16 protein-coding genes and 2 tRNA genes are annotated in these 18598 nt (G+C 71.3%); 2 read left to right on the top strand and 16 right to left on the bottom strand.

Features of this window, described 5'->3' with window-relative positions; translation table 11 throughout:
* Positions 1-9: 9 nt before the first annotated feature.
* The 4 genes from NOCA_RS01450 to NOCA_RS01435 are packed head-to-tail and all read right to left on the bottom strand — an operon-like array spanning position 10 to position 3049.
* Positions 10-1029: a 1-acyl-sn-glycerol-3-phosphate acyltransferase gene (locus NOCA_RS01450; protein ID WP_011753516.1), complete on the bottom strand. Its 1020-nt coding sequence runs from the start codon at positions 1027-1029 to the stop codon at positions 10-12.
* A complete protein-coding gene (locus tag NOCA_RS01445) occupies positions 1026-1898 on the bottom strand; it encodes a patatin-like phospholipase family protein (RefSeq protein ID WP_011753515.1) in 873 nt (290 codons plus the stop codon). The genes NOCA_RS01450 and NOCA_RS01445 overlap by 4 nt, the downstream gene beginning before the upstream one ends.
* A gap of 29 nt (positions 1899-1927) precedes the next feature.
* The gene (locus NOCA_RS01440; protein WP_011753514.1) at positions 1928-2275 is read right to left on the bottom strand and encodes a DUF3817 domain-containing protein; all 348 of its coding nucleotides are present in this window, start codon (positions 2273-2275) and stop codon (positions 1928-1930) included.
* A 9-nt stretch (positions 2276-2284) separates the two neighbouring features.
* The gene (locus tag NOCA_RS01435) at positions 2285-3049 is read right to left on the bottom strand and encodes an SURF1 family protein (protein ID WP_158305615.1); all 765 of its coding nucleotides are present in this window, start codon (positions 3047-3049) and stop codon (positions 2285-2287) included.
* A gap of 106 nt (positions 3050-3155) precedes the next feature.
* On the opposite strand from NOCA_RS01435, the gene NOCA_RS01430 reads away from it, so the two are divergent.
* Entirely contained in the window at positions 3156-3887 is a 732-nt protein-coding gene (locus tag NOCA_RS01430; protein WP_041546016.1) for a FadR/GntR family transcriptional regulator, read from the top strand.
* Entirely contained in the window at positions 3884-4624 is a 741-nt protein-coding gene (locus tag NOCA_RS01425) for a sterol desaturase family protein (RefSeq protein ID WP_011753511.1), read from the top strand. The genes NOCA_RS01430 and NOCA_RS01425 overlap by 4 nt, the downstream gene beginning before the upstream one ends.
* A 10-nt stretch (positions 4625-4634) precedes the next feature.
* On the opposite strand, the gene NOCA_RS01420 is transcribed toward NOCA_RS01425, so the two are convergent.
* The 12 genes from NOCA_RS01420 to dnaA all read right to left on the bottom strand — a co-directional run bounded on the left by NOCA_RS01420 (position 4635) and on the right by dnaA (position 18491).
* On the bottom strand, positions 4635-6095 hold the full coding sequence (locus NOCA_RS01420; RefSeq protein ID WP_140403846.1) for a plasmid pRiA4b ORF-3 family protein: 1461 nt from the start codon (positions 6093-6095) through the stop codon (positions 4635-4637).
* 152 nt (positions 6096-6247) lie between these two features.
* Positions 6248-6323: transfer RNA gene (locus NOCA_RS01415), tRNA-Ala, on the bottom strand.
* A gap of 57 nt (positions 6324-6380) precedes the next feature.
* Positions 6381-6506, bottom strand: a complete 126-nt coding sequence (locus NOCA_RS28100; RefSeq protein ID WP_238383399.1) for a DLW-39 family protein — start codon at positions 6504-6506, stop codon at positions 6381-6383.
* 84 nt (positions 6507-6590) lie between these two features.
* Positions 6591-6664 (bottom strand) — tRNA-Ile (locus tag NOCA_RS01410).
* A 70-nt stretch (positions 6665-6734) separates the two neighbouring features.
* Complete coding sequence (locus tag NOCA_RS01405; protein ID WP_011753509.1) at positions 6735-7253, bottom strand: DUF3566 domain-containing protein; 519 nt, start codon at positions 7251-7253, stop codon at positions 6735-6737.
* Entirely contained in the window at positions 7253-9928 is a 2676-nt protein-coding gene (gyrA, locus tag NOCA_RS01400; protein ID WP_238383527.1) for a DNA gyrase subunit A, read from the bottom strand. The genes NOCA_RS01405 and gyrA overlap by 1 nt, the downstream gene beginning before the upstream one ends.
* Positions 9929-10072: 144 nt before the next feature.
* Entirely contained in the window at positions 10073-12208 is a 2136-nt protein-coding gene (gene gyrB / locus NOCA_RS01395; RefSeq protein WP_011753507.1) for a DNA topoisomerase (ATP-hydrolyzing) subunit B, read from the bottom strand.
* A 318-nt stretch (positions 12209-12526) separates the two neighbouring features.
* On the bottom strand, positions 12527-13054 hold the full coding sequence (locus NOCA_RS01390; RefSeq protein ID WP_197687657.1) for a DUF721 domain-containing protein: 528 nt from the start codon (positions 13052-13054) through the stop codon (positions 12527-12529).
* Positions 13055-13082: 28 nt separating this feature from the next.
* On the bottom strand, positions 13083-14345 hold the full coding sequence (locus tag NOCA_RS01385) for a DNA replication/repair protein RecF (RefSeq protein ID WP_011753505.1): 1263 nt from the start codon (positions 14343-14345) through the stop codon (positions 13083-13085).
* A gap of 16 nt (positions 14346-14361) precedes the next feature.
* Complete coding sequence (gene gnd / locus NOCA_RS01380; RefSeq protein ID WP_011753504.1) at positions 14362-15267, bottom strand: phosphogluconate dehydrogenase (NAD(+)-dependent, decarboxylating); 906 nt, start codon at positions 15265-15267, stop codon at positions 14362-14364.
* A gap of 76 nt (positions 15268-15343) precedes the next feature.
* A complete protein-coding gene (gene dnaN, locus NOCA_RS01375; protein WP_041546015.1) occupies positions 15344-16483 on the bottom strand; it encodes a DNA polymerase III subunit beta in 1140 nt (379 codons plus the stop codon).
* A 457-nt stretch (positions 16484-16940) separates the two neighbouring features.
* A complete protein-coding gene (gene dnaA / locus NOCA_RS01370; protein ID WP_049774511.1) occupies positions 16941-18491 on the bottom strand; it encodes a chromosomal replication initiator protein DnaA in 1551 nt (516 codons plus the stop codon).
* Between the last annotated feature and the right edge of the window lie 107 nt (positions 18492-18598).

The following is an 18598-nucleotide window of genomic DNA, read 5'->3' as shown; positions in this document are numbered from 1 at the left end:
GCAGCACCGTCAGCGCCGGCCCGGGGACAGGTCCTCGGGCCGGTTCTGCTGGATCCAGACGTCGATCCGCTCCCACCAGCCGTAGAGCCAGTCGATCCGCTCGTCGCGATCCGCCGGGATCTCCCCGCGCGGCACCTGCCACCACCGCATCACGATCCGCTTGTCCATCGGCAGCTCGCGCCAGACGTCGCCGACGGTGAGCAGGTGGTCGAGCCCGGTGTGCGCCACCAGCACCACGTCGGCGTCCGGGGCCGCGTCGAGCGCGGCGAGGAAGCCACCGGGCCGCGGCGCCAGGACATGGGTCATCCGCTCGGCGCGCGCGGCCATCCGCTCCATGCCGAGCCGGCGGAGCCGGTCGATGGCCCGCTGCCGGCGCTGCGGGGTGAAGTTGCCGCCCTCGGGGAAGATCACGAACGCGTCGTTCTCGTCCAGTCCGGTCGCCAGGGTGGCGATCTGGTCCTCCAGCCGATCGCCGTCCGCGGGGTTCGGCGTGATGAACCGGGCCGGGATCCGGTTGAGGATCACGTCGATCGCCGGGTCCCAGGCGAGCGTGTCCTTGAGCACCACGCGCGGCTCCCGGGCGTACCACGCCATCAGGGTGTGGATCAGCACGAAGGAGTCCCCCGGTCCGGCGTGCCGGCAACACACCAGGACCGGCCGCCCCGGGTGTGCGTCCGGTGCCGGGCCCTCGGTCTCGATCCGCAGCCGCAGCACCCGTCGCGCTTCCCGGAAGAACACCCACATCGTGCCCTGGACCAGGTCGTAGTGGATGCCCTCGAAGTACGGCGAGCGCAGCCGCCACCCGAACCCGGACGCGAGCCACAGCCCGAACAGCACCACCAGGAGGATCGCCTCGCACGTGAGGTAGACGATCGCCACCCACATGATCCGCAGCGGCCGCAGCCGGCCCGGCACCACCGGCGAGAGCGCGGCGGCGCCGATCACCCACAGCGGCAGCGTGAACCACAGCAGCCCGGTCAGCGCCACGACGGCCGGCGCGATCACGAGCCGCCGCAGTAGCCGGATCACCGCTCGCTCGCAGACACCGGCCCGAGCTGCTCGTCGAGGTAGGCCACCGAGGCGTCGTACGTCTCGTCGATGCGGGCCTGGACGCTGGCGAAGTCGCGGCTCCCCAGCAGCGAGTCGTCGCGGGCGGAGGTCCCGCGGGCCGGGAGCACGTAGGCCTCGACGTCCTCGGGCAGCTCCTCGACCTCGCGGATGAACCGGTGCCGGCGGGCGATCTCGAAGGAGACCCGGGCGACCTCCCAGGGCCGGCGGGGCACGGTCAGCGGCCGGTCGATGCGCCCGACCTGGAGCACGAAGACCCGGTCCGCGCCGAGCTGCACCGCCCGGCCCAACGGGATCGAGTTGACGATCCCGCCGTCGAGGAAGTGCTCGTCGCCGACCCGGGCCGGTGGCAGGAGACCGGGTACGGCGGCGCTCGCGACGACTGCCCCCACGAGCGGGCCGGAGTCGAACCAGTGCTCGGCCGCGCGCTCGATGCTGGCCGCGCAGACCTGGAACCGGACCGGCAGGTCCTCGAAGGTGAGGTCGCCGAACTCCGCCGCCAGGGCCCGTTGCAGCGGCCCGGCGGACCACAGGTGGGTGCCGGTCGACATCGCGCGGCGCACGGTCCGCAGCGGGCGGTCGCCGTACACCTGCTGAGGCTGCGGCCCGTCGCCCTCCCCGTCGCGCTTCCCGGCACCGCGCCACATCGCGGTGAGCTTGTCGATCACGCCCAGGTCGGGTTGCCGGGCGACCAGGGCGCCGTTGAGGGCGCCGACGCTGGTGCCGAGGACCAGGTCCGGGACGATGCCGCGCTCGAGCAGGGCCCGCAGCATGCCGACCTCGACGGCGCCGAGGACGCCGCCGCCACCGAGGACGAACGCGGTGGTCATGCGCGGGTCACCCTCGGCTCACCGGCGGCTCACCCAGCCGTGGACCCGACGAGCTCGGGGTTCTCGACCCGCACCTTCCGGGTGACCCGGCGCTCGACCCAGAAGATCAGCAGCGGGATCAGGCCGGCGACGAGCATCAGCACGGTGAAGCCGATCGTCCACCGCGCCCGCCGGGCCAGCAGGAACGCGACCACCACGTAGATCATGAAGACCCAGCCGTGGACCAGCCACACGATGCTGGCGGACTCGCCGAACCGCTGCAGCCCGCTGTCCTCGGTCGCGAGGTACTTCAGCGGCGCGGCGACCAGCGAGGCGAAGGCGAGCAGCACCCCGACGATCGTCGCGAGCACCCGGTAGGTGTTGAACAGGTTCTTCACGAGGCCACCCTACGGACCGATGCCCGAGGGCTCGTCGGCCCGCTCCCCGGCCGCCCCGGCTCCGGCGACCTCGTCGGGCTCCTCGGTCACCCAGCGCCACCAGATGAACAGCGCGAACGCGCCGAAGAACCACCACTCGATCGCGTAGAGCAGGTTGCGCAGGCCGGTGAGCGCGTCGACCTGGGGCAACTGCTCGAGCGAGGCGGGCTCGAGTCCGGGCCCGGGCGTCTGCGCGACGCCGTAGGCGCCGTACAGGTCCTGGTCGACGTGCTGGATGACGTCGGCGATGCGCAGCTGCGGGAGGACGTCGTCGGCGGGGTCGTCGTCGGGCTGCCCGGTGCCCTCCGGCGGCTGCAGCCAGGCCTGGAGGTCCGCCGTCCCGCTCGGCGCCTCGGGGGCGTCAGCGGGGTCGGCCACCCAGCCTCGGACCACCGGGAGCGCCGGGGCGTCGGCCGACCCGACCGCCAGCGGCGTCACCACCCAGTAGCCCTCGTGACCTTCGTGCTCACGGCCGGAGACGTAGACGGTGCCGGCGCCGACCCAGGTGCCCGACACGGTCACCGGCTGCCCGATGCTGTCCCCCGGGAACGGGTCGTCGGGTCCGATCACCTCGGCCAACGGGAGCGGCTCGGCGTGGGTCAGGTCCCGGGCCTCGATCCGGCGGTGCTCCTGCCAGGCGCCGAGCTGCCAGAAGCCCAGGCCGACGGCGACGCCGACCAGCACCAGGGCGAGCAGATGCGCCGCCCAGAAACGCGGGGCGAGCGTCCGGGGCACGACGCCAGCGTACGCAGCGGGCCACCCCACGCGACCGCCGGCCGGCATTGGTCAATCTGGTCTGACCACTTGACCACCGGCCACCCCCGTGCCTACGCTGCCCGGGATGCCCCTGCAACCCGTGAACCGCCGCTCGGTTCCCGACGAGGTCTTCGACCAGGTCCTCTCCGAGGTGGTCGACGGCGGCATCGGCGCGGGTGAGGCGCTGCCCAGCGAGCGCCGCCTCGCGGAGGTGCTCGGCGTCTCCCGGCCCGCGGTCCGCGAGGCGCTGCAGCGGATGGCGCAGACCCGGTTGCTCGACGTGCGCCACGGCGGCGCGACGACGGTGCGCGACTTCCGGCGGTACGGCGGCCTCGACCTGCTCCCCCGTCTCCTGGTGCGCCGCGGCGAGCTCGACCCGGCCGTGGCGCGCAGCATCCTCGAGGCCCGGCTGGTGGTCGGCCCCGGGGTGGCCGCCCTGGCGGCCGAGCGCGGCGGGCCCGCCCTCGAGCCGGTGCTCGCCGAGACGGTCGCTGCGCTCGAAGGCACCGAGGACGGCATCGAGCGGCAGCGGCACGCCCTGGCGTTCTGGGACCTGGTCGTCGACGCCGCCGACTCGATGGTGTTCCGGCTGATGTTCAACAGCCTGCGGGCGGCCTACGAGCCGGCCCTCGAGGCGCTGGCCGCGCTGATGGCCGAGGAGGTCGGCCAGGTCGGGGCCTACCGGCTGCTGACGGCCGCGATCGGGGCCGGCGATCCCGAGACGGCGCGGGCGGCGGCCGACCGGGTGCTGCGCCCGGCCACCACCAGCCTGCTCACCGCCCTCGCCGCACTGGACTCGGACCAGGAGGACTCATGACGAAGTCGCAGAGCCCGATTGCCTCGGGGGAGGTCGAGCGGCTCGCCGCCCAGCGGGTGGCCGCCGACGAGCAGCGGATCACCGGCTCCCGGCGGACGAACGTCTCGCTCGGCCAGGCCTGGCGGTCGTTCTGGCGCCATCCCTCGCCATGGATGATGGCCAGCTGCATCGTGGCCTCGCTCCTCGCTCGGGTGCTGGTGGGCGGCGGAGCCTGGTGGGAGCTGCTGGTCCCGGTCGGCCTGGTCGCCACGCTGCCGGTCGTCGAGTGGGTGGTGCACGTCGGGATCCTGCACTGGCGGCCCCGCCACGTCGGCCCGGTCACGCTCGACCCGCTGCTGGCCCGCAAGCACCGTGCCCATCACGCCGACCCGCGCGCGATCCCGCTGGTGTTCATCCCGTGGCAGGTCGAGCTCTGGTTGTTCCCGTCGTACGTCGCGATCGCGTGGCTGGCGATGCCGACGACGTCGAGCGCACTCACGCTGCTGGTCGCCGTCTACGCGATCATGTCGGGCTACGAGTGGACCCACTACCTGCTGCACAGCGACTACCGGCCGCGCTCGCGGTGGTACCGCTCGGTGTGGCGCAACCACCGGCTGCACCACTACAAGAGCGAGCACTACTGGTTCACGGTGACCACGGCCGGCACCGCCGACCGGCTGTTCGGGACGTACCCCGACCCGGCGGCCGTCGAGACCTCGCCGACGGTCCGGGCGCTGCACTCGCGCGAGCGGCTCTGACCCGGCTCCGTCACGCCCGGCGGGTGACCGCGCGTGCGACGGCCGCAACCGCGGCGTCGACGCCCTCGTTGCGGCCCCACGGGTGGCGCGCCGCACCACCCAGATCGTCGAGGACTCTCAGCGTCCTGCTGCGCGGCGACGGCAGCGAGTCGTCACCGGGATCGCCGCGCCACCCGAGAGCGAACGTCAGCTCGCTGATCTCGGCGCGCCAGTCCTCGGCCGGTACGCCGCTGCCGGCCACCGCGAGAGCCATCCAGCCCGCCTCGCGCTCCCACTCCTGGGTCCCCACGGGGAGCCGTTCGACGATGTGGCGCAGCAGCGCCTGCGGGTCCTGGTGGCATCGGATGGCGGCCGCCGTCGGCGCGAGCCGGCCCTTGCGAACGCTGACCAGACCGAGCAAGCGGACCGCCGCGCGCACGTTCGCGACCGGGGGGGTGGCGTCCTCACGGTTGGCCTTGCGGATCCACCAGTCCGCGATGCCGCTGCGCTCGGCGAACTTCTCGACGACGGCGGGCGGGAGGTGACCGGCGGCGGTCAGCGCGACGCCGTCGCCGATCACCTCGAGGAAGGTCCGGTAGGTCTCGGTCAGCCGGCCGGCCTCGGCGTCGGCGACCTCGATCGGCCCGTGGGAGGAGGGGCGGCTCAGCACCTGCCGCAACAGCAAGATGCCGTGCCGATCGAGCTGCGCGGCCAGCCCGGCGAGTTCGCCGCTGACCGCGACCAGCTCGGCGGCCGCGGCCGCCACAGCGGCGTCGGCGTCCTCCACCTCGAATTCGTCCGGGTGCCAGTCGAGCGGCAGCCAGGCGCGGGCGTCCTCCGCATCGTCGAAGACGTCGGGGAGCTGCCCGTCGTCGTACCCGCTGCGGACCCAGGCGGCCAGCTCCTGGTAGCCACCGAGACCGCCGCAGTCCTCGGGCGGGCAGGCCGACCGTCCTCCCGTGCAGCGGACGGTGGAAGGCGGCTCCTCGAGCACCTCCTCGACCACCAAGACGTGATCCCAGCCGTCGCCGAAGTCGTACTCGTACCAGAGCTCGTCGCCGTTCTCGGCGAGCAGCTGGTCGAGCCGCACGTCGTCCTCGAGCGTGCCCTCGTCACCCTCATCGACGTCGAACTGCGTGACGAACGACGCCGAGCTGCGATCACAACCCGTCCGGAACCGGTGCAGGTGGCTGTTGGTCCACCCCATTGCCGCCTGGATCGCGGCATGGACCCGCGGCAGGCTGAGGTCGCCGGGCAGCTCCAGCCGCCGCCACACCGGAGGCTTGGCCCCGTGCAGATCCAACCGCACACGGAACCCACGGACCTGCGCCGGAGCCGTCAGCAGGGTCGGTGCCTGGTCGCGCTCGAGCTTCTCGAAGATGCTGGACACCCGCCCACTCCCCAGCGCATCGAGCACCGCGCGCACCTCAGCCGGACTGGCGTCCGCCACCAGCTGCTTCCCCAGGCTTCGGAGGTCGTTCGGTTCGGCCACGCCGCACAGTCAACCACCGCGCACGCAGGTGTCCCGACTCAACCGCGGCCATGGCGATGAGCCGGCCGATCGGCTCGGTCTTGACCCGGACGTCCGCGTGGCCAGGGCGGACGACCTCGACCCCGCTACGCGATCCAGATCGTGGGCGAGGGTGGTGGAGCCTAGGGGACTCGAACCCCTAACCCCCTGCTTGCAAAGCAGGTGCGCTACCAATTGCGCCAAGGCCCCGGGTGGTCTCGACGACCATGGGTTTGGATCAGGCTGGCTGGACCGAGCGGGCTGGGCTCAGGCCCGGTCGACCGGGTCGGTCGCCTCGGCCCAGAGCGCCTGCTCCTGCTTGCTCTCGTCGAGCTTGCGCTTGGCGAAGACGGCACCGCCGACGGCCAGCAGGAGGAACAGGATCTTCTTCATCTGGACTCCCTATGGCTCCGGGGATGGTCCCCCCGTGGCCGGATCCGAGGGGTTTCAAAGGGGGGCGAAGCCCCCCTTTGTGAGTGGGCCTAACAGGACTTGAACCTGTGACCTCTTCCTTATCAGGGAAGCGCTCTAACCGTCTGAGCTATAGGCCCGGGACCGAGGGGGAACACTACCGGACCTCGATCGGGTCCGACAAAACGAGGTGCCCTCAGCGGTCTCGGCTCAGCGGTCGTCCTCGGCCAGGGTCAGCTCGACCCCGCCGACGAGTGCCGCGGACATGTTGTAGAGGAACGCGCTGAGGGTCGCGATCGCGGTGATCAGGACGACGTCGACCACCGAGACGAGCATCGTGAAGCCCATCACGCGGGACAGGCCCACGTACTTCTCGACGTCCCAGTTCGCCGCGTCCTCGCCGCCGACGACATCGCGGACGGTGTCGTTGATCGAGTCCCAGACGCCGGCGGCCGCGAGGACCGACCAGATGATGAAGACCGCGACGACGGCGACGACGGCGAATGCGACCGCGAGGAGGAAGGCGGTCTTCATCACCGACCACGGGTCGACCCGCGTCAGGCGGAGCCGGGCCCGCCGTGGCGGCCGGCCGCCGGCCGCCGCCTTCGCCGCGGCCTGGCGCGACTCGGGTTGCGCGTTCGCGCGGTGCTCGTCGGCGGCGTTGCTCAGCTTGGCCGAGATGCGTTCGCCGAGAGGTGCGCGTACGGCGGTGTCCTGGCGGTCGGTCATCAGCCGTCACTCTCCCCGGGGTCGGGCTCGGTGTCTCCCTCGGTCCTCGCCACGTCAGACGCGGCAGACCCGTCGATTGTTGCATCCGTACCCGCATCGGCCGACTCGTCAACCTCGCCGCCCTCGGCGCCGCCCTCGTCAAGAGCGGACTCGTCGAGCTCGTCCAGCTCGTCGTCGCCGTTGGCCTCGACCGACCGGGCGACCACCGCCACCGAGTCCCCCTTCTTGGGCGTCACGAACTTCACGCCCATCGTCGAGCGCCCGGTGGGCCGGAAGTTCTCGTCGATCGGGCTGCGCACCACCTGGCCACCGGACGTGATCGAGAGGATCTCGTCGCCGTCCTCGACGATGAACGCGCCGACCAGCTCGCCGCGGTCCTCGTTCGCGAGCTTCATCGCGCGGATGCCGATGCCGCCACGCGACTGGACGCGGTACTCGGGGATCTGGGTGCGCTTGGCGAAGCCGCCGTCGGTGATCGTGAAGACGTACTGCGGGTGCAGGCCGAACCACTGACCGCGGGTCTCGGCCATCTCCTCGACCGACTCGCCCGACGCCTCGGCGGCCTCCTCGGCCTCGACCTGGGCGGCGCGGATCACCGACATCGACAGCAGCGAGTCGCCGTCGCGGAACTTCATGCCGGTCACGCCGCCGGTCGCGCGACCCATCGGCCGCAGCTGGCTGTCGTCGGCCTGGAACCGCACCGACTGACCCTTGCGGGAGACCAGCAGGATGTGGTCCTCGGGGTTGACCAGCTCGGCGCCGATCAGCTCGTCGTCCTCGCTGCGGAAGTTGATCGCGATGACGCCGGCCTGGCGCGGGCTGTTGTAGTCGCCCAGCCGGGTCTTCTTCACCAGGCCGTCGCGGGTCGCGAGCACGAGGTACGGCGCCTGGTCGTAGTCACGGATCGCCAGCACCTGCGCGATGTTCTCGTCGGGCTGGAAGCTGAGCAGCCCCGCCACGTGCCCACCCTTGGCGTCGCGCGACGCCTCGGGGAGGTTGTAGGCCTTGGTGCGGTAGACGCGGCCGGCCGTGGTGAAGAACAGCAGCCAGTGGTGGTTGGTCGTCGCGATGAAGTGCTCGACGACGTCGTCGCCGCGCAGCGTCGCGCCGCGCACGCCCTTCCCGCCGCGCCGCTGGGTGCGGTACTGGTCGGCCCGGGTGCGCTTGGCGTACCCACCGCGGGTGATCGACACGACGAGCTCCTCGTCGGGGATCAGGTCCTCCATCGACAGGTCGCCGTCGGCCGCGATGATCTGCGAGCGCCGGTCGTCGCCGTACCGCTCCACGATCTCCGCGAGCTCGTCGGCGACGATCTGCCGCTGGCGTGCGACGTTGGCCAGGATGTCCTTGAGGTCGGCGATCCGCGCCTCGATCTCGGCGAGGTCGTCGATGATCTTCTGGCGCTGCAGCGCGGCGAGCTGGCGCAGCTGCATGTCGAGGATCGCGGTCGCCTGGACCTCGTCGATGTCGAGGAGGGCGATCAGGCCCTCGCGCGCCTCGGCCACGTCGGGGGAGCGCCGGATCAGGGCGATCACCTCGTCGAGCATGTCCAGCGCCTTGACCAGGCCACGCAGCACGTGGGCGCGCTTCTCGGCCTCGGCGAGGCGGTACTCGGTGCGGCGCCGGATGACGTCGATCTGGTGGGTGACCCAGTTGCTGATGAACTGGTCGATCGCCAACGTGCGCGGCACCCCGTCGACCAGGGCCAGCATGTTCGCGCTGAAGTTGGTCTGCAGCTCGGTGTGCTTGAGCAGGTTGTTCAGCACCACCCGGGCGACCGCGTCGCGCTTGAGCACGACGACCAGCCGCTGGCCGGTGCGGTCGGAGGTGTCGTCGCGGACGTCGGAGATGCCCTGGACCTTGCCGGAGTCGGCGAGCTCGGCGATCTTCAACGCCAGGTTGTCCGGGTTGACCATGTACGGCAGCTCGGTGATCACCAGGTTGGTGCGGCCCTTGGCGTCCTCGTCGACCTCGATGACCGCCCGCTGGGTGATCGATCCCCGGCCGGTGCGGTAGGCCTGCTCGATGCCCTGGCGACCGACGATTAGCGCGCCGTTGGGGAAGTCGGGGCCCTTGATCCGCTCGATCAGCGCGTCCTGCAGCTCCTCGCGGGTCGCGTCCGGGTGCTCCAGCGCCCAGCGGGCGCCCTCGGCGACCTCGCGCAGGTTGTGCGGCGGGATGTTGGTGGCCATGCCCACCGCGATGCCGGCCGAGCCGTTGACGAGCAGGTTCGGGAACCGCGCGGGCAGCACCACCGGCTCCTGGGACCGGCCGTCGTAGTTGGGCTGGAAGTCGACGGTGTCCTCGTTGATGTCGCGGACCATCTCCATGGCCAGCGGCGCCATCCGGCACTCCGTGTACCGCATGGCGGCGGCGGAGTCGTTGCCCGGCGAGCCGAAGTTGCCCTGGCCGTGGATCAACGGCGCCCGCATCACCCACGGCTGCGCGAGCCGGACCAGGGTGTCGTAGATCGCGGTGTCGCCGTGCGGGTGGTACTGACCCATGACGTCGCCGACGACGCGCGAGCACTTGGAGAACCCGCGGTCGGGGCGGTAGCCGCCGTCGTACATCGCATAGAGCACGCGGCGGTGGACCGGCTTGAGGCCGTCGCGTACGTCGGGCAGCGCTCGGCCGACGATGACGGCCATGGCGTAGTCGATGTAGGCGCGCTGCATCGACGTCTGGAGCTCGACCGGCTCGATGCGGCCGCCCGGGCCGCCGCCGTCCGAGGGGGGAGTGCTGCCGCCGTCGGTGGGGGTCTCGGTCACGATGCTTCTTTCTGGTCGCTTCTACTGGTATCTAGCGCTCTTCCTAGACGGCTAGATATCCAGGAATCGGACGTCCTTGGCGTTGCGCTGGATGAAGGAGCGGCGCTGCTCGACGTCCTCACCCATGAGGATCGAGAAGATCTCGTCGGCGTGCGCCGCGTCGTCGAGCGTGACCTGGAGCATCAGCCGCTGCTCCGGGTCCATGGTGGTCTCCCACAGCTCCTTGGCGTTCATCTCGCCCAGACCCTTGTAGCGCTGGACCGGGTTCTCCTTCGGCAGCTTCTTGCCGGCCTCCTGGCCCGCGCGCAGCAAGGCGTCGCGCTCGGCGTCGGAGTAGACGAACTCGTGCTCGTGCGGCTTGTTCCAGCGCAGCCGGTACAGCGGCGGCTGGGCCATGTAGACGTAGCCGCCTTCGATCAGCGGCTTCATGAACCGGAACAGCAAGGTGAGCAGCAGGGTGTTGATGTGGTGGCCGTCGACGTCGGCGTCGGCCATCAGCACCACCTTGTGGTAGCGCAGCTTCTCGATGTCGAACTCGTCCTGGATGCCGGTGCCCAGCGCCGAGATGATCGACTGGACCTCCTGGTTGCTCAGGACCTTGTCGATGCGGGCCTTCTCGACGTTGAGGATCTTGCCGCGGATCGGGAGGATCGCCTGGATCCGGGGGTCCCGGCCCTGGCGGGCCGACCCACCGGCGGAGTCACCCTCGACGATGAACACCTCGCACTCGGCGGGGTTGGTCGACTGGCAGTCCGAGAGCTTGCCGGGCAGGCCACCGCCACCGAGCAGACCCTTGCGGGAGCGAGCCAGGTCGCGGGCCTTGCGCGCCGCGATCCGGGCGGACGCCGCGGCCTGGGCCTTGCGGACGATGTCGCGGCCCTCGGCCGGGTTCTGCTCGAGCCAGGCGCCGAGCTGGTCGTTGACCAGTCGCTGCACGAAGCCCTTGGCCTCGGTGTTGCCGAGCTTGGTCTTGGTCTGGCCCTCGAACTGGGGTTCACCGAGCTTGATCGAGATGATCGCGGTCAGGCCCTCGCGGATGTCGTCACCGGAGACCCGGTCCTCCGGCTTCTTCATCAGCCCCCACTCGAACCCCCAGTTGTTGACCAGGGAGGTGAGCGCGGCGCGGAACCCCTCCTCGTGGGTGCCGCCCTCGTGGGTGTTGATGGTGTTGGCGAAGGTGTGGACCGACTCCGAGAAGGAGGTGTTCCACTGCATCGCCACCTCGAGGCTCATGTGGTTCTCGACCGACTCCGGCGTCTCCGCCTCGAACGCGATCACCGTCGGGTTCGCGGCGGTCTTGCGGCGGTTGAGGTGCTCGACATAGTCGATCAGGCCGCGGTCGTACTTGAAGATCTGCTCGAGCGCGCCGCCCTCCCCACGCTTGATCGCGTCGTGCCCGGCGTCGTCGATCCCCCCGCGGTGATCCGGGTCGACGGTGTCGTCCTCGACCGCGTCGACGATCTCGGCGGCCGCCGGGCGCTCGTCGCGTACGACGATCTCCAGGCCCTTGTTGAGGAAGGCGTACTCGCGGATCCGCGAGGTGATGGTCTCCAGCGAGTGGGTCGTGGTCTCGAAGATGTCGGGGGAGGCCCAGTACGTGATCGTGGTGCCGGTGCCCTCGTCGGGCTCCACCGGCCGGACCTGCTCGAGCTCGCCGTCGGGCACACCGGCCGAGAAGCTCTGCCGCCACAGGTGGCCGCGGTTCTTGACCTCGGCGACCAGGCGGGTGGAGAGGGCGTTCACCACCGAGACGCCGACGCCGTGCAGGCCGCCGGAGACCTTGTAGCCGCCGCCGCCGAACTTGCCGCCGGCGTGGAGCACGGTCAGGGCCAGCGTGAGCGCCGGCAGCTCCTGTCCCGGCGCGGTGCCGGTCGGGATGCCGCGCCCGTTGTCCTCGACGCGGATGCCGCCGTCGGCCAGGAGCGTCAGCACGATGCGGTCGCAGTAGCCCGCGAGCGCCTCGTCGACCGCGTTGTCCACGATCTCCCAGATCAGGTGGTGCAGGCCGCGCTCACCGGTCGAGCCGATGTACATCCCGGGACGCTTGCGAACGGCTTCGAGGCCCTCGAGGACCTGGATGGCCGAGGCGTCGTAGTCGACCCCGTTGGGGCGACGGTCGGTGGCCTCTGCGGCGGCTGTGCCGGAGCCGCCCTCCGCCGGGTTCTCGATCGGGGTCTCGTCCGACACACACACCTCTTCGCGACGGGCCGCCCCGAGCAGCGTCGGGGAGGCGTGGACACACACGCACCTGGGACACGCACTGAACATGCGCAGGGTCGTCGCACGACAGGCTGACGACCCGACGTCCATAATAGCGCTCTGAGGGCCGTATCCCACGTGCACACCCGCTCAGCTGGGGACAACCAGCGCGAAAACTGTGCCCTGCGCGGCTCGTGAGGGCCTCCGGGAGCGCCGAGCAGGGGTGGTGGTGGGTCCCTATACGTCCGGAGGCGCCCCAGATCGGCACATCCGGGCTGGTCGAGCCCCGATCGCCCCGGGCGGACCTCAGCCGTAGGTGTCTCGTGGCCCGCGACCGTCGCGGACCGAACGCGGGCCCTTCTTCCACGTCGGACCGTGCGGGCCGAGCACCTCGATGACGGTCACGGTCCCGTGGCCGAGCTCCTCGTTGAGACGGCGGACCACGGTCGGGGCCAGCAGTCGCAGCTGGGTCGCCCAGGCCGTCGAGTCGGTGCGCACGACCAGTCGACCGTCGGTGAAGGACTCCGGGGTCGTGTGCCGGGCGACCTCGGCGCCGACCAGCTCGGCCCAGCGGCCGAAGACCCCGTGCACCCGCAGGTCCAGCTCCCAGCCGTGGTCGTCGACCAGGCGGCTGAGCGTCGCGTCGAGCAGCTGCGGGTCCCGGTCGTCGGGATGGGCCCCGGAGGCCCGGCCCCGCCGGGGGGTGTCCTTCTTGCGCAGCCTCTTGCGCGCGGCCGGGGTGGACCGCGCGGTCGCGCGGGTCAGCGCCTTGGCCAGGTCGAGGCCGTCGTCGTGGTGCTCGGGTGCCTCCGCCCCCCCTGCCGGCGCCGGCAGGTCCGCGGGCTGCGAACCGAGCGGCTCGTCACTGCTCACGGAGGACCTCGCCGTTCCCGACTGCGAAGCGGGCGCCGGCGAGGCCGGCCGGGACGTCGGCCGCGACGGCCGCCGTGACGAGCACCTGCTCGGCGCCGGCCACGAGGTCGGCGAGCTGGGCGCGGCGTTCGGTGTCCAGCTCGGCGAAGACGTCATCGAGGATCAGGATCGGGTCGTCACCGTCGGCGCGGAGCAGGTCGTACGCCGCGAGCCGCAACGCGAGCGCGAACGACCACGACTCGCCGTGCGAGGCGTAGCCCTTCACCGGGAGCCGGCTGTCGGGACTGCCGTGGCCGAGCGTCAGCAGCAGCTCGTCGCGGTGCGGGCCGACGAGCGAGACCCCGCGGTCGAGCTCGTCACCGCGACGCCGTTCCACCTCGGCGAGCAGCGCCTCGACCAGGTCGTCGCGGCCAGTGCGCCCCTCGAGGTCGAAGGACGGCTTGTAGTCGATCTCGGCGTCGTCGCGGGTGGCCCCACGTGCGACGGTCTCGTAGGCCTTACCGACGTACGGCCGCAGCGCCTCCACCAGGGCGAGCCGCTCGGCCAACAGCTCGGCACCGGTGCGGGCCAGGTGCGCGTCCCACACGGCAAGCGTGTCCAGGGCGACCGACCGACTGGGGGGCCCAGAGGTAGCAGAGCCTCCCGTGCGTCCCTCGGGGGGTCCCTCGGGGCGTCCTTCGGGGGGTCCAAGGGGGGCGAAGCCCCCCTTGCGTGCGAAGCCCCCCTTGCGTGCGAAGCCCCCCTTGCGTGCTGTCTTGAGGAGCGTGTTGCGCTGCCGCAGGACCCGGTCGTAGTCGGCACGCACTCCCGCGAGCCGGGGCACGCGCAGCACCAGCAGGTCGTCGAGGAAGCGGCGCCGGTCGGCCGGGTCGCCCTTGACCAGGGTCAGGTCCTCCGGGGAGAACACGACCGTGCGCACCAGCCCCACGAGATCGCGGGCCCGGGGGAGCGGGGAGCGGTTCACCCGGGCGCGGTTCGACCGGCCGGGGTTGAGCTCGACCTCGAGCACCGCCGTACGCCCGTCGCGCACGACCGCGGCCCGCACCACGGCCTGGTCCGCGCCGGCCCGCACCAGCGGGGCGTCGCTGGCGACGCGGTGCGAGCTCAGCCGGGAGAGGTAGTCGATCGCCTCGACGAGGTTGGTCTTGCCCTGTCCGTTGCGGCCGATGAACGCCGTGACGCCCGGGGACAGCTCGACCTCGGCCGTGGCGTAGGACCGGAAGTCGTGGAGCGAGAGGTGCGCGACGTACACAGGTGGCTCGGTCGGCCTAGCCGGGGTTGGCGTCGCCGCCGACCGGCGGCTCCGTGTGTACGGCGTGCCCGCCGAACTGGTTGCGCATCGCGGCGACCGCCTTCATCGCCGGGCTGTCGTCCTGGCGGGAGGTGAAGCGGGCGAAGAGGGACGCAGCGATCACGTGCATCGGGACCGCGTTGTCGATCGCGGCCTGCACCGTCCACCTGCCCTCACCCGAGTCGTCGGCGTAGCCGGTGATCTGGTCGAGGTGCCCGTCCTCCTCGAGGGCGGTGACCAGGAGGTCGAGGAGCCAGGACCGGATGACGGTACCGGAGCGCCAGGAGTCGAACACCTCGGTCACGTTGTCGACCAGGTCGACCTTCTCCAGCAGCTCCCAGCCCTCGGCGTAGCTCTGCATCATGGCGTACTCGATGCCGTTGTGGACCATCTTCGCGAAGTGGCCCGCGCCGACCTTCTTGCCTGCGTGCACGAAGCCGCCCTCGTCCGGCTTGAGCGCGTCGAACGCGGGCTGCACCTTCGCGACGTCCTCGTCGGAGCCGCCGCACATCAGGGCGTAGCCGAACTTCGCGCCCCACACGCCGCCCGAGACTCCGCAGTCGACGAAGCCGACGCCCCGCTGGGCGAGGAGGTCGGCGTTCTCCTGGTCGTCGGTCCACTTGCTGTTGCCGCCGTCGACGACCAGGTCACCCTCGTCGAGCAGCTCGCCCAGCCGGCGGATCGTCTCCCGTGTCGGGTCGCCGGCGGGAACCATCACCCAGACCACCTTGGGGGAGGGCAGCTGTTCGACCATCGCCTCGAGGCTGTCGACGTCGGCGAGATCGGGGTTGCGGTCGAAGCCCACCACCGTGTGGCCGGCATCGCGCAGCCGGGTGCGCATGTTGCCGCCCATCTTGCCGAGGCCGACGAGTCCGATGTGCATCGCAGTTCCTCCCTGCCGTGGCGCGGTCGGCCCCAGCCTAGGGCCCGTACCCGAACGGCCCAGCGAGCGCGTGGCCCTAGGAGAGCAGGCGGCGCGGCATCAGCAGGTAGCGGAATGACGAGTCGGTGTCGTCGCCGTCGACCGCGCCGCTGATCACCACCGGCTTGGAGGCCTGGGTGAAGGCGAGCTCGACCACCGGCTGGTCGATGGCGGTCAGGCCGTCGAGCAGGAACTGCGGGTTGAAGCCCGTGGTGATGTCCTCACCGTCGATGGTCGCCTCGATCGACTCCGAGGCCTGGGCCTCGTCGCCCGACCCGGCGTCGAGGGTCAGTACGCCGTCGCTGAAGGCGAGCTGGACCGCGGTGTTGCGCTCGGCGACCAGCGCCACCCGCTTCACCGACTCGACGAGCGCGGCCTTGTCGACCAGCGCCGTGGTCTGGTGCTCGTTCGGGAACAGGCTGCGGACCTTCGGGAACTCGCCGTCGAGCAGCCGGGTCGTGGTCCGACGCAGTCCGCCGGGACCATGGCCCTCGAAGCCGATGATGCCCTCGCCGGAGCCGGTGGTCGCCAGCGCGATCGTGACCTCGCCGCCCCCGGTCAGGGACTTGGCGGTGTCGCCGAGGACCCGTGCCGGGACCAGGGCGGCCGCCGACTCGTCCGGGGTCCGCGGACTCCACTCCAGCTCCCGGTGGGAGAGGCGGAACCGGTCGGTGGCGAGCAGCGAGATGGTCGAGCCGTCGATCTCGATCCGCACGCCGGTGAGCACGGGCAGCATGTCGTCGCGACCCGCCGCCGTCACGGCCTGGGCGACGGCGTGTGCAAAGGCCTCGCTCTGCACGGTGCCGGTCGCCGCGGGCATGCTCGGCAGGGACGGGTAGTCGTCAACCGGCATCGTCTGCAGGCTGAACCGCGCCGAGCCACAGGTCAGCGACACCCGGGCCCCGTCGAGGACCATCTCGACGGGCTTCGCGGGCAGGCTCCGGCAGATGTCGGCGAGCAGTCGGCCACTGACCAGGGCCTGCCCCTCGTCGCTCACCTCGGCCGTCAGGGTGGCCCGGGCGGAGGTCTCGTAGTCGAAGGTGGAGAGCACCAGGCCGTCGTCGCTCGCCTCGACGAGCAGGCCGGCGAGGACGGGGACGCTGGGACGGACCGGGAGGCTGCGGGCAGCCCAGGCGACGGCATCGGCGAGCACGTCGCGCTCGACGCGGAACTTCACGATGGTTCCTTCGGGTCGGCTCGGTGGAGCGAGGGTTGAGCGGGGGTTGAACGGGGGTGGGAGAAGTGCACGTTCTGGGCTCTGCATCCTGCCATGCGGCGCCGGCGCGCGGGAGTTGTCCCCAGGATGGGGCCCGGATGGATGTTCACCGAGGATCGATCTGTCTGGAGGTAGGTGGGAGTCGTAGCGTCGGTGGATTCTGTGGAGAAGTGTGGTTCGTGCAGGTCAGCGGCCGGTTCCGCGGTGCACAGGGGCTGTGGAACGACAAATGAACGAATCGGCGGTGGTGTGGAGCGCGGCGGCGGGCCGGCCGCGGGTACGTCGTTCGTCCACACCCTGTGCTCAGGATCGGGCCGGTGGCCCACAATCGATCCACAGGCGTCGAGGTCACCGGTAGCGAGCGGTACGGAGCCGCTGTGGGCCGCCGTGGGGCCGCCGTGGGGCCGCGGTGGGTGGGTCAGGACTGGCGGGCCTGCAGCTTGACCCGGTTGGTGAGCTCGCTGACCTGGTTGAACACCGCCCGGCGCTCGGCGAGGAGCTGGTTGATCTTGCGGTCGGCGTACATGACCGTCGTGTGGTCCCGGTTGCCGAACTGGGCGCCGATCTTGGGCAGGGAGAGGTCGGTGAGCTCGCGGCACAGGTACATCGCGATCTGGCGGGCCATCACCAGGTGCCGGCCGCGGCTGGGACCGGTGAGCTCGTCGATCGACAAGCCGAAGTACGCCGCGGTCTGCGCGATGATCAGCGCCGCGGTGATCTCCGGCTCGCCGCCCTCGGGGATCAGGTCCTTCAGGACGATCTCGGCCAGGGTCATGTCGACCTCCTGGCGGTTGAGGTTCGCGAACGCGGTGACCCGGATCAACGCGCCCTCGAGCTCGCGGATGTTGGTCTGGATCTTCGAGGCGATGAACTCGAGCACGTCCGGGGGCGCGGTGAGGCGGTCCATGGCGGCCTTCTTGCGCAGGATCGCGATCCGGGTCTCGAGGTCGGGCGGCTGGACGTCGGTGATCAGGCCCCACTCGAACCGGTTGCGCAGCCGGTCCTCGAGTGCCTCGAGCCGCTTGGGCGCGCGGTCGGAGGTCAGCACGATCTGCTTGTTCGCGTTGTGCAGGGTGTTGAACGTGTGGAAGAACTCCTCCTGGGTCTGGGTCTTGCCCTCCAGGAACTGGATGTCGTCGATCAGCAGGACGTCGACGTCTCGGTAGCGGCGCTTGAACCGGTCCTGCCGGTCGTCGCGGATCGCGTTGATGAACTCGTTGGTGAACTCCTCGCTGGACACGTAGCGCACCTTGGCGCCGGTGTAGAGCGAGCGCACGTAGTGCCCGATGGCGTGCAGGAGGTGGGTCTTGCCGAGCCCGGAGTCGCCGTAGACGAGGAGCGGGTTGTACGCCTTGCCGGGCGCCTCCGCGACCGCGACGGCAGCAGCGTGCGGGAACCGGTTCGACGAGCCGATGACGAAGGTCTCGAAGGTGTACTTCGGGTTGAGCCGGGTCTCCAGGGAGCTGGGGCGGGCGCCGAGGTCGGGCTCGGGCGCGGGCGGCACCGGCACGACCGCGCTCCGCTCGGCAGCCGAATTTGTCGACATATCGTCATATCGGTTTAGAGACTGAGTGGTTCGCCTGGTGATCGGCGCCTGTCCGGGCGCCTCCGGATGGCCGCCGCCGGCCAGGTCGGTGCCCGAGTCGGTGCGGCCGGTGGCGGAGTCGGTGCGGTCGCCCGGGGCGACCGGTGCGTCCTCGAGCTGAGGGTTGACGGTGACGGCGATCCGGATCTCGCGGCCGAAGCGCACGGTGAGCGCGTCCTCGAGCTGGGCGCGCAGCCGGCCCTCCAGCTGGTTGCGGGTGAAGTCGTTGGGGACCGCGACGATCGCGGTGCTCTCGTGCAGCGTGACCGGCTCGCTGGCGCGCAGCCAGGCCCGCTGGTTGGGCTGCAGGTCGTTCACCACGCCGCGCCAGGCGACGCCGAGGTCCGAGGTGCTCTGGTCCACCGCTCCTGCTTTCTGAGTCATCTCCCGGTCGTCTTGCCCGTCGCCGGGGATCCCCATCGTGGGGGACGTCTCGCCGGCCCCGCCGGAGAACCGGTGGCCCCGCGGCGTCTTGTTGCGTCCACAACTTT

This window comes from Nocardioides sp. JS614 (assembly GCF_000015265.1).
Taxonomy (GTDB): domain Bacteria; phylum Actinomycetota; class Actinomycetes; order Propionibacteriales; family Nocardioidaceae; genus Nocardioides.
This window is presented reverse-complemented; position numbering and strand designations above follow the sequence as displayed.

Coding starts and splice junctions, on each gene's coding strand:
- NOCA_RS01445 (WP_011753515.1), bottom strand. CDS start 1,898: ATGACCACCGCGTTCGTCCTCGGTGGCGGCGGCGTCCTCGGCGCCGTC.
- NOCA_RS01430 (WP_041546016.1), top strand. CDS start 3,156: ATGCCCCTGCAACCCGTGAACCGCCGCTCGGTTCCCGACGAGGTCTTC.
- NOCA_RS01425 (WP_011753511.1), top strand. CDS start 3,884: ATGACGAAGTCGCAGAGCCCGATTGCCTCGGGGGAGGTCGAGCGGCTC.
- NOCA_RS28100 (WP_238383399.1), bottom strand. CDS start 6,506: ATGAAGAAGATCCTGTTCCTCCTGCTGGCCGTCGGCGGTGCCGTCTTC.
- NOCA_RS01405 (WP_011753509.1), bottom strand. CDS start 7,253: ATGACCGACCGCCAGGACACCGCCGTACGCGCACCTCTCGGCGAACGC.
- gyrA (WP_238383527.1), bottom strand. CDS start 9,928: ATGCAGCGCGCCTACATCGACTACGCCATGGCCGTCATCGTCGGCCGA.
- gnd (WP_011753504.1), bottom strand. CDS start 15,267: ATGCACATCGGACTCGTCGGCCTCGGCAAGATGGGCGGCAACATGCGC.
- dnaA (WP_049774511.1), bottom strand. CDS start 18,491: ATGACTCAGAAAGCAGGAGCGGTGGACCAGAGCACCTCGGACCTCGGC.